The organism is Roseobacter cerffii (assembly GCF_054226325.1).
Window position 1 is genome coordinate 2505264 of record NZ_CM135757.1, and the last position, 10605, is coordinate 2515868.

Consider the following 10605-nt stretch of genomic DNA (forward strand, 5'->3'; position numbering starts at 1 on the left):
ACATCGCACCTATGTGAGGGATATGAGTGACACCTCCACCGATCTCGATGCCACCGGGCTGCTCTGCCCCCTGCCCGTCCTCAAGGCCCGCAAACGGCTGCTGGCGCTAGCGCCCGGCGACACGCTCACCATGCGTGCGGATGATCCCGCCGCCGTGGTCGATGTGCCGCATTTTTGTGCGGAAGCGGGGCATGAGCTTGTGTCGTCCGACATCGAGGGGGCGGTGCAGGTCTACGTCATCCGCAAAACGTAAAATGCAAAAAAGGCGCGCTGGTTGGCACGCCTTTCTATCTTCTTTTCGTTGAGATCAGCCGCCGAGCGACCACCAGCCTTTGCGCTTTGGCTTTGTTGGCGCGGGTTCAGGTGCAGGCTCCGGCGCTGCAGCCGCCGGCTCCGGCGCGGTGTCAGCCGCCACGGGCTCGGGCGCCGGGGCGTGCTCGGGTGCCGGCTCAGACGCGGCAGGCTCTGCTGCTTCCGTCGCGGCCTCCTCGACCTTCGGCTTCTTCGCCCGGCTGGCGCGCTTGCGCTTGGGCTTCTCCGCCACCTCGTCCGATGCCTCGGGTGCAGGCTCCGGCGCCGCTTCGCTGGTCTTAGCGTCTTCGGTTGTGACCGCTTCCGCCTCTTCCTTCGGCTTCGCTTTGCGCGTGCGCCGCTTGGGCTTGGGCTTTTCAGCGTCCGCCTCGGCTTCAGGCGCCGCCTCTGTCTCCGCTTCGGCCGGTGCCTCCGAGGTGTCCGCGCCGTTCTTCACTGGCGCGTCGTCACTGGCCTCCTGCGTCTCATTGGCCTGACCATTGTCAGCACCGTTCGACTTGTTCCGGCTGCGGCGACGACGGCGACGGCGGCGCTTGGGCTTGCCTTCTCCATCTCCGTCCTCCGACCGGCCCTGATCCGCAGCGGGCGCTTCATCGGCGATCACATCGCTCTCATCATCCGCGTCCACCTGATCCATGATCGAGGTGTCGACCGAGACCACGGTGTCGGCCACCGCGCTGACCACGCGGGTCGCCGTCTTGAACTTCTCGAGGCTGAAATCAGGGCTGACCAACATCGGGTCCCCTTCGATCCGAACCGACAGCCCGTAACGGCCTTCGATCTGGGCGATATGCTCGCGCTTCTGGTTCATCAGGAAGTTCGCAATGCCCACAGGTGCCTTGATCAGCACTTCACGCGAGCGTTTCCGCGTGCCCTCTTCCTCGATCTGCCGCAGGATCGACAGCGCAAGGTTGTCGTCCGACCGGATAAGCCCGGTGCCGTGGCAGGCCTGGCACGGCTGCGTGGTGGCTTCGATCATGCCGGGGCGCAGGCGCTGACGCGACATCTCCATCAGGCCAAAGCCCGAGATGCGGCCCACCTGAATACGCGCCCGGTCGGTCTTGAGCTTTTCCTTCACGCGTTTCTCGACGGCGGCGTTGTTCTTGCGCTCGTCCATGTCGATGAAATCGATGACAATGAGCCCCGCGAGGTCGCGCAGCCGCAGCTGGCGCGCCACTTCGTCGGCGGCTTCCAGGTTGGTCTTGGTTGCGGTCTGCTCGATGGAGCCTTCCTTGGTCGCCCGACCGGAGTTCACATCGATGGCCACCAGCGCCTCGGTCACGCCGATCACGATGTAGCCGCCTGAGGGCAGTTGTACCGTCGGGTTGAACATGCCAGCGAGGTAGCTTTCCACCTGATAGCGCGCAAAGAGCGGCAGGCTCTCGGCATAAAGTTTCACGTTCTTCGCATGGGACGGCATGATCATCTTCATGAAGTCCTTGGCGATGCGATAGCCGCGCTCGCCCTCGACAAACACCTCATCGATTTCGCGATTATAGAGATCGCGGATCGAGCGTTTGATCAGATCACCCTCTTCGTAGATCTTGGCGGGCGCAATGCTCTTCAGCGTAAGCTCGCGGATCTGCTCCCAGAGCCGCTGCAGATACTCATAGTCACGCTTGATCTCGGCCTTGGTGCGTTTGGCGCCTGCCGTGCGCACGATGAGCCCGGCGCCATCCGGCACCTCGATCTCATTGGCGATATCTTTCAGCTTCTTGCGGTCAGCGGCATTGGTGATCTTGCGGGAAATGCCACCGCCACGCGCCGTGTTCGGCATCAGCACGCAGTAACGACCCGCGAGACTGAGGTAGGTGGTCAGCGCCGCACCCTTGTTGCCACGTTCTTCCTTAACAACCTGCACCAGCAGGATCTGGCGGACCTTGATGACTTCCTGGATCTTGTAGCGCCGGGGGCGCGGTTTGCGTGCGGGCCGGATGTCTTCCTGGTCGTCGTCATCGGCTACGGACTCGATGCTGTCATCCTTGGCCGAGGCGTCGGATTTGCGCTTGGAACTGTCCGCCTCGTCATCGTCTCCGTCGGCCTCCGCACCCGCATCCTCAGCATCCGCCGTGTCGGGCGCATCAGCCTCTGCCACGACCTCTTCCGGCGCATCTTCGGGCTCTTCAACAGGGGTTTCGGCCACGCGCTCCATCGGCGAGGAGCCTTCCTCGTCGTCGAGGTCGATGGTCTCCATCCCGTCGATCTGATCGGATTCGACGTCCTTCGACGCCACCGCATCATCATTAGCGGCCTCGGCAGCCTTGGCCTTCGACCGGCTGCGACTGCGCGAACGGCGCTTGGGCTTCTCGTCTTCGTCTTCCTTGGCCTTCTGCGCTTCGGCATAAGCACGTTCTTCTTCCATCAGCGCCTGACGGTCCGCGACAGGGATCTGATAGTAGTCTGGGTGGATCTCCGAGAACGCGAGAAAGCCGTGGCGGTTGCCGCCATAGTCCACGAACGCCGCCTGAAGCGACGGCTCGACGCGCGTTACTTTTGCGAGATAGATGTTGCCAGCAAGCTGGCGCTTGTTTTCGGATTCAAAGTCAAACTCCTCGACCTTGTTTCCGTCCACCACCACGACGCGGGTCTCTTCCGCGTGGGTGGCGTCGATAAGCATTTTCTTAGCCATATTTCCAATTTGCACAGCCGTACGCCCGCAGACCCTGGCGGATCGGCGAGGTAGGGGACGTGTCTTGTCAGGGCGATCAGAAACGTGCGCTGCGCCCGGCCCCTCGGGGCCATGGCGGATCTGCTCAGTGCATCGGCGCGCGTCATCGCGGTTCTTCTCCGACACGGGCACGCGGATCGCGGCCTCGTATCCATTATATACTGCGGGATTTGGGGCGCTCTGGCCTTGGTCCACGTCAGCGGTTCGTTGGCCGTTTCCGGCCCAATCGGTCTACCCCGGTGGTGTGATACGTCCCACACCGCGCCCAGAGCAGCGAATCTCATCCGACGGTTGCATGCAGAGATATGCCGCACCATCGTTCCCTTAGATAATGCGACTGTGTGAGAAAACACAATGGGGAATGTGCAGGGCGAGCCGCAATACGGCTCTAGCCCCCAGATTCTACGCGATTTTTCGCGAGGTCAGCGGAAAGATGCGACCGTCAGAGGTAGTCGGACCGCTGCAGGCCGTATTTCGCCATTTTCTCGTTTAACGTGCGGCGTGGCAGGCACAATTCCTCCATCACGCTCGCAATCGACCCGCGATGCCGCCGCATGGTGTTGTCGATGAGCATGCGCTCGAAGGCTTCCACATATTCTTTCAGCGGTTTGCCCTCGGTGGTCATCACCGGCTGCATGTCCTCGTGATCGTTCATCAACAGCGAGGCGATGGTGCCCGAGCCGCGCCGCGATTGCAGCACCGCGCGCTCGGCCACATTGATCAGCTGGCGCACGTTACCGGGCCAGGGCGCCTGCAAGAGCTGTGCAGCTTCCTGTGCAGAGACCTGCGGCGCATCACAGCCGTATTCGTCAGAGAACTGCTCGCTGAGACGCGTGAAGAGCGTCAGGATGTCCTCGCCCCGCTGGCGCAACGGCGGCACCGTGATCCGCAATGCGGCCAGCCGGTAGAAAAGATCGGCCCGTAGCGCATCCTCACAGGTCCGCCCCGCTTCTTGCAGGTTCGAGATCGCCACGATCCGCGTCTCGGCGGGCGCCCCCTGCTCGTTGATCACGCTCAGAAGGCGCGCCTGCATCGTTTCCGACAGCGCCTCGATATCCTCCAGCACTAGCGTCCCGCCACGGGCCTCTTCGATGGCAGGCAGTTGCGCGTCTTCCGGGTTCATCGGGCCAAAGAGCCGCTTGCTCAGCGCTTCTTCCTCGTAGGCCCCGCAGCTGATCAGCACGAACTTCTTGCCCGCGCGGCTGCCCACTGCGTGTAGCGCATGGGCCACCAGCGTCTTGCCGGTGCCCGTTTCGCCATCGATCAGCACGTGCCCATCGGCCTGACCCAGATCGAGGATGTCTTCGCGCAGCCGCTCCATCACCGGGCTCTGCCCGATCAGCTTCTTCATCAGCTGGCCGCCGTCGGAAAGCTCGCGGCGCAACGCGCGGTTGTCCATCACGAGACGCCGCGCGCCTGTGGCCTTCTTGGCCAGTTCGTTCATCCGGTCCGGATTGAACGGCTTTTCCAGGAAATCAAACGCGCCGACGCGCATGGCTTCCACCGCCATCGGCACATCGCCATGTCCGGTGATCATGATCACCGGCAGCGCGGAGTCGTTGCCCATCAGCTTCTTGAGAAATTGCATCCCGTCCATGCCAGGCATCTTGATGTCCGAAATTACGATGCCCGGATAGTCCGGCCCAAGCACCTTGAGCGCATCTTCGGCGCTGCCAAAGGTCTCTGTGTCATATCCCGACAGGGCCAGCCATTGGCTGATCGACTGCCGCATATCCTGTTCGTCATCCACAATTGCAATCTTCATGGCTTGTGTCATGGCTTACTCCGCCGCTTGTGTACTGTGCTCGTCGCCCATAATTGGCAACTGCATCTCGAAGACCGCGCCCCCGGCCTGTCCATTGCGCGCCGTCAGGCGCCCCCCTAAGTCATTCACGATACCAGATGAAATCGCGAGGCCCAGCCCCACACCGTCACCCGGCTGTTTTGTCGTGTAGAACGGCTCGAACAGTTGATCGAGGTCCTCAATGCCCGGCCCGTTGTCCCGCACGGTCAAGGTCGCGGTCTCACCCGCCGTCAGCAGGATCTCGACCTTCGGATCGATCTCGGACTTCGTGGCATCGATTGCGTTCCGCAGAAGGTTGACCATCACCTGCTCGATGCGCAGCCGGTCGCCCATCACCCGCACGGGTTTGTCCGGCACGATCCGGTTGATCTGCACATGCCGCTGACGCAGTTGCGGCTCCATCATCGACAGCGCGGAGGCCAGCGCATCGCCCATATCTACAGGGGAAAACGCCTCCTGCCCCTTGCGCGCATAAGACTTGAGCTGCCGCGTGATCCCGCCCATACGCTCGATCAGATCATCGATGCGCCCGAAGGATGAGAGCGCCTCATCCTGCCGATTGCGCCGCAGCAGGAGCCGGGCCCCTGCGAGGTAGGTTTTCATCGCCGCAAGCGGCTGGTTGAGCTCATGGCTGACCGCCGCCGACATCTCGCCGAGGGCGGCAAGCTTGCTCGACTGTTCGAGCGTCTGTTCGGCCACCGCGAGCGTTTCCTGCACCCGTTTTCGCTCGGCGATTTCCCGCTGTAGCGCTGCATTCAGGGTGCGCAGCTCGGCAGATTCCCGCTGAAACAGGGCCATACGCAGGGCTGTGCGGCGGCTTAGCGCATAGAAGCTGAGCGCGAGCAGAATCGCGAAGCCCATGATTTCCAGAGCCAAAACACCATTCACACGCTCGCGCACAGAGGCATAGGTGGTGAAGCTCGCCATGCGCCACCCGCGGAACGGGATACGCGTCTCCAGCCGCATCACCGCTTCCCCCTCCAGGTAGGTGTCAGGCGGCAGCGCGGTCCAGTCGGCGGTCGCCTGAATGGCCCGCTGGATGGCATTCTGTGGGGTCTGCCGCGCAAGCGCCTCCTCTTCGGTGCGGCCGCGCCAACGGGGCTCGGTGGTCAGGATGATCGTCCCGGTGCTGTCCGTCACGATCACCGCGTCGGAAATGCCTGCCCAGGCTCGTCCAAACTTCTGCAAATCAACCTCAACCGCAATCACGCCCAAAACGTCCGAACCCGATTGCACGCGCCGCGAGTAGAAGAAGCCGTATCCCCCCGCCTCACGCTCGGCGACCGTGAAGATCGTTGCACTGGCGCGGATCGCATCGACAAAATAGGGCTCGGCCCGATGGCTTGAGCCCAACCGGCTGCGGTCAGTGGCCGCGACGGTCCGCCCATCGATATCGAGCAACATCAGCGAGGCGGCACCAATCTCCTCCACGAAGGAAATCAAGCGCCGGGTGGAGGCGGTGTAGTCAGCGGAATTCAGCGCCCCGATCAGCTCCGCATCGCGGGCCAGAAGCTGCGGCACGATCGCGTTCTGGCGCAACTCCGACAGCAGGTTCCCGCTGTAGAGCGCCAGCCGCAACTCCGCCCGGTTACGCGTGCTTTCCGTGAAGCGATCCGTCAACAACTTGTTGGTGACAGACACGACAACCACAGCCAATAGAAGCAGAACCGCCAATGCAACGCGTACGCGCCAGTTGATGGCGCGGGTCTGGGGATCAGGATCGGCAGCGTTCTCCATGGCGCGACAGTACGCGAAAGCGCCTTATGCGCTCAAGTCACGCTTTGACGAGAGCGTTTGCCAATGCGCGGAAGAGCGCCTGTCCGTCCGTGCCCCCATGGACATGGTCCGCGGCACGTTCCGGATGCGGCATCATCCCGAGCACGCGGCGGTTCTCTGAAAGGATGCCAGCGATGTCCGCACGAGCCCCGTTCGGGTTGTCCGTGTAGGTAAAGGCGATCCGGTCTTCGCCCTGCAGACGCGCAATTGTCTCGTCGTCGGCAAAGTAGTTGCCATCGTGATGCGCAATGGGAATGTCGATCACGTCACCCGCATTGTAGCCTTCAGTATAGGCTGACTGAGATGTTTCCACTTTCAAACCAACGGTTTGGCAAATGTACTTCAACCCTGCGTTCCGCAGAAGCACACCCGGCAAAAGCCCAGTCTCGGTCAGCACCTGAAAGCCGTTGCACACGCCCAGCACATAACCGCCTTTGCCCGCGTGATCAGCGACCGAGCGGCAAATCGGCGAATTGGCCGCGATCGCCCCACAGCGCAGGTAGTCGCCAAAGGAAAATCCGCCAGGAATGCCGACGATATCGACGCCAGAGGGCAGATCACTGTCCTTGTGCCAGACCATGCTGACCTTGGCGCCCGCCGCCTCGAAGGCAACGGCGAGGTCGCGATCACAGTTTGATCCGGGAAAGACAACAACCGCCGCATGCATCAGATCATCTCCACCGAATAGGACTCGATCACCGTATTGGCGAGCAGCTTCTCGCACATCGCATTGACATCGGCCTCGGTGGCGCTCGCATCCAGATCAAGCTCGATCACCTTGCCCTGCCGCACCCCCTTCACACCGTCAAACCCCAGCGCCCCAAGTGCATGGCGCACCGCCTCACCTTGCGGATCCAAAACCCCGTTTTTCAGCATCACATGCACACGCGCTTTCATGCCCAGCCCTTCACCCTTCCAAAAATACTCAAACCCTGCCAGCGCCTCTAGTTGATCAGCGTCGGCTTGGTGATCGGCGCTGCGGTCTTCGGCATCACGCCAAGCCGCCGTGCCACCTCGGTGTATGCGTCCTTCAGATCCCCCAGATCGCGGCGGAAAACATCCTTGTCGAGCTTCTGGCCCGTCTCGATGTCCCAGAGCCGGCAGCTGTCCGGGCTGATCTCATCTGCGACGATCAAGCGCTGGAAGTCGCCGTCAAAAATGCGTCCGACCTCGATCTTGAAGTCCACGAGCCGAATGCCGACCGCAACCATCACGCCGGACAGGAAGTCATTCACCCGCAGGGCCAGGCTCAGGATATCGTCCATATCCTGCTGGCTCGCCCAACCAAAGGCGGCGATGTGCTCTTCGGTCACGAGAGGATCACCGAGAGCGTCATCTTTGTAGCAGTATTCGACAATCGGGCGCGGCAGCTGCGTACCCTCCTCGATGCCCAGCCGCTTGGACATGGTGCCCGCCGCATAATTGCGCACGATGATCTCAAGCGGCACGATCTCGACACTGCGCACCAACTGCTCGCGCATGTTCAGCCGCTTGATGAAGTGATTGGGCACGCCGATTTGCCCCAGGCCCGTCATGAAAAATTCACTCAGGCGGTTGTTCAGCACGCCCTTGCCCTCGATCACAGCCTTTTTCTCGGCGTTGAAGGCGGTGGCATCGTCCTTGAAATACTGCACGATTGTGCCCGGCTCCGGGCCTTCATAAAGGATTTTCGCTTTGCCTTCGTAGATTTTCTTGCGCCGAGCCATGGGCGTCCTTTCCCCTCGGGCCATGATGATCACGACCGCGTTGCGCCCCTCTTAGTGGAAGGCCCGCGTTGCTGCAAGCCAGCGCCACTTGCGCAATGTGCGCCAAGCTCGCATATCTGTTGCAACACGAACCCGTTCATCAGGAGAGACACCCATGACCACCTTCGACGATCGCGAAAACGCCTTTGAAAACAAGTATGCGCATGACGCCGAGATGCAGTTCAAGGCCGAGGCGCGGCGCAACAAGCTGCTGGGGCTCTGGGCGGCGGATCTTCTGGGTAAGACCGGCGACGATGCGGCGGAGTATGCCAAGGAGGTGGTGAAATCCGATTTCGAGGAAGCTGGCGACGAAGATGTCTATCGCAAGGTCTCTGGCGATCTGGGGCATCGGGCGGATGAGACGACAATTCGCACAAAAATGGTCGAACTGATGGCTGAGGCGAAGGCGCAGTTGATGGCGGAAAGCTGAGCTTTCTCAATGCATTATGATCGGCCCGTCGGGCGGCATGGGTCGATCATGGAACACGCGCTGTTCTCAAATTCATAACCAAGATGAGTTTTATGAGTTTGCTTTGATGTGGTGTTCGTGACATGCGCAAGGCCTCTCTTGCATCGAGGTGCGCCATGACCAACCCCATGATAGACCTGCTGGCCGACAAAGGCACCCTGCTCGCCGATGGGGCGACGGGCACGAACCTCTTCAACATGGGTCTTATGTCGGGCGACGCGCCTGAGCTTTGGAACACTGACCAGCCCCAGAAGATCAAGGCACTCTACAGCGGGGCGGTTGAGGCGGGCAGCGATGTCTTTCTGACCAACTCCTTTGGCGCCAACGCATCGCGTCTGAAGCTTCATAATGCCGAGAAGCGGGTGCACGAACTGGCCCGCGTCTCTGCTGAAATCGCACGTGACGTGGCGGATATCGCGGGCCGCACCGTGATCGTTGCGGGGTCTGTCGGGCCAACGGGTGAGATCATGGAGCCTGTGGGCACCCTTAGTCACAGTCTGGCGGTCGAAATGTTTCACGAGGCTGCGGATGGTCTGAAGTCCGGCGGTGCTGACATCGGCTGGCTCGAGACAATCAGCGCCCCCGAGGAGTACCGCGCCGCCGCCGAAGGGTTTGCGCTGGCCGAGCTCGAGTGGGTGGGTACGATGAGCTTCGACACCGCGGGCCGCACCATGATGGGCCTGACCAGCGCCGATATGGTCAAGATGGTCGAGGACCTGAGCGATCATGCCCCGCTGGCCTTCGGAGCCAACTGCGGCACCGGTGCATCGGACCTTTTGCGCACGATCCTTGGCTTTGCCGCGCAAGGCCCCGAGCGACCGGTGATCGCCAAGGGCAACGCGGGCATTCCGAAATATGTCGATGGCCATATTCACTATGACGGGACGCCAGAACTCATGGCGGATTACGCGGTCATGGCGCGCGCTTGCGGGGCTTCGATCATCGGAGGGTGCTGTGGCACCCAACCGGAGCATCTGCGCCACATGCGCGAGGCGTTGGACACGCGCACGATGACCCAGCCCCCGAGCCTCGAAGAGATCGTGGGCCGCCTCGGCGCGTTTTCGTCACAAAGCGATGGCACCGGTGAAGAGGCCAAGCCTGCGCGCCGCAGCTCGCGCCGCCGTCGCCTCGCCAGTTGACGCTTCAGCGCCGGGCTGACGCTTCCAGAACAGCGCGCGTCACCGCCATCAGGAAATCCCAATCGTCGAGGCCTTCGGCTTCGTCCTTGTTTTTCTTGTCGATGCTGAGAAATGCGTGGCCATGCACGCTGGTCCAGAGGATATACGCCGACAGGACAGCCGCCTGATCGCTGGCATTCGCACCGATACAGTCCCCGCAGGCAGTCTCGACAATCTCGCGGCAGAGCTTGCCTTTCTTCTGCAGCGCGTCCTCGTCCTCATGCCCTTCGGTCAGGCCGAACATCAGACGGAAGATGCCCGGCTCCGCCTTGGCGAAGTCGATATAGGCCTGCCCGATTCCCGCGACCGCCTCGTAGGTCCCGGCTGGATATTGGTCGCGTTGTTCCTCCATTTGGCGTGCCAGACGGTCCATCGCGTCCGACACAAGCGCATTCAGCAAATCGGTGCGATCCTTGAAATGCTTGTACGGCGCCGCCGTGCTGACCCCGGCCCGGCGCGCCGCCTCGGCCACGGAAAATCCTTCAGGACCATGGGTTTCCACCAGATCGCGCACCACCTCCAGGAGCTGCCCGCGCAGGTCTCCATGGTGATAGGTCGTGCGCCGATCCGGCAGCGTGTCGTGCGACTCTGACAAAAAAATGTTCCTTTGCGCTTGCTAAAGTTAGAGGCTATAACATATGTAAGTGACACTT

Annotated in this window: 10 protein-coding genes; 3 read left to right on the forward strand and 7 right to left on the reverse strand. The window is 61.8% G+C overall.

The window, feature by feature from the left end; all coding sequences use genetic code 11:
- Window positions 1-22 precede the first annotated feature (22 nt).
- Complete coding sequence (locus ACVC7O_RS12145; protein ID WP_458322393.1) at window positions 23-253, forward strand: sulfurtransferase TusA family protein; 231 nt, start codon at window positions 23-25, stop codon at window positions 251-253.
- Between the two features lie 54 nt (window positions 254-307).
- On the opposite strand, the gene ACVC7O_RS12150 is transcribed toward ACVC7O_RS12145, so the two are convergent.
- From ACVC7O_RS12150 to purC, 6 genes are all read right to left on the reverse strand, one after another.
- Window positions 308-2941: an Rne/Rng family ribonuclease gene (locus tag ACVC7O_RS12150; RefSeq protein ID WP_458322394.1), complete on the reverse strand. Its 2634-nt coding sequence runs from the start codon at window positions 2939-2941 to the stop codon at window positions 308-310.
- A 481-nt stretch (window positions 2942-3422) separates the two neighbouring features.
- A complete protein-coding gene (locus ACVC7O_RS12155; protein ID WP_263844305.1) occupies window positions 3423-4757 on the reverse strand; it encodes a sigma-54-dependent transcriptional regulator in 1335 nt (444 codons plus the stop codon).
- 3 nt (window positions 4758-4760) lie between these two features.
- Window positions 4761-6521 carry a sensor histidine kinase gene (locus ACVC7O_RS12160; protein ID WP_458322395.1) on the reverse strand — a complete coding sequence of 587 codons (1761 nt, stop codon included), beginning with the start codon at window positions 6519-6521 and terminating at the stop codon, window positions 4761-4763.
- Window positions 6522-6558: 37 nt separating this feature from the next.
- Entirely contained in the window at window positions 6559-7227 is a 669-nt protein-coding gene (gene purQ / locus ACVC7O_RS12165; RefSeq protein WP_458322396.1) for a phosphoribosylformylglycinamidine synthase subunit PurQ, read from the reverse strand.
- On the reverse strand, window positions 7227-7457 hold the full coding sequence (gene purS / locus ACVC7O_RS12170) for a phosphoribosylformylglycinamidine synthase subunit PurS (protein WP_458322397.1): 231 nt from the start codon (window positions 7455-7457) through the stop codon (window positions 7227-7229). Before purS ends, purQ begins: the two co-directional genes overlap by 1 nt.
- A 47-nt stretch (window positions 7458-7504) precedes the next feature.
- Complete coding sequence (purC, locus tag ACVC7O_RS12175) at window positions 7505-8266, reverse strand: phosphoribosylaminoimidazolesuccinocarboxamide synthase (protein ID WP_458322398.1); 762 nt, start codon at window positions 8264-8266, stop codon at window positions 7505-7507.
- A gap of 154 nt (window positions 8267-8420) precedes the next feature.
- On the opposite strand from purC, the gene ACVC7O_RS12180 reads away from it, so the two are divergent.
- Both ACVC7O_RS12180 and bmt read left to right on the forward strand, forming a co-directional pair.
- A complete protein-coding gene (locus ACVC7O_RS12180) occupies window positions 8421-8735 on the forward strand; it encodes a DUF1476 domain-containing protein (RefSeq protein WP_458322399.1) in 315 nt (104 codons plus the stop codon).
- Between the two features lie 155 nt (window positions 8736-8890).
- Window positions 8891-9913, forward strand: coding sequence for a betaine--homocysteine S-methyltransferase (gene bmt, locus ACVC7O_RS12185; RefSeq protein WP_458322400.1), 1023 nt, complete (start codon window positions 8891-8893; stop codon window positions 9911-9913).
- 4 nt (window positions 9914-9917) lie between these two features.
- On the opposite strand, the gene ACVC7O_RS12190 is transcribed toward bmt, so the two are convergent.
- Window positions 9918-10547: a TetR/AcrR family transcriptional regulator gene (locus tag ACVC7O_RS12190; RefSeq protein WP_458322401.1), complete on the reverse strand. Its 630-nt coding sequence runs from the start codon at window positions 10545-10547 to the stop codon at window positions 9918-9920.
- Between the last annotated feature and the right edge of the window lie 58 nt (window positions 10548-10605).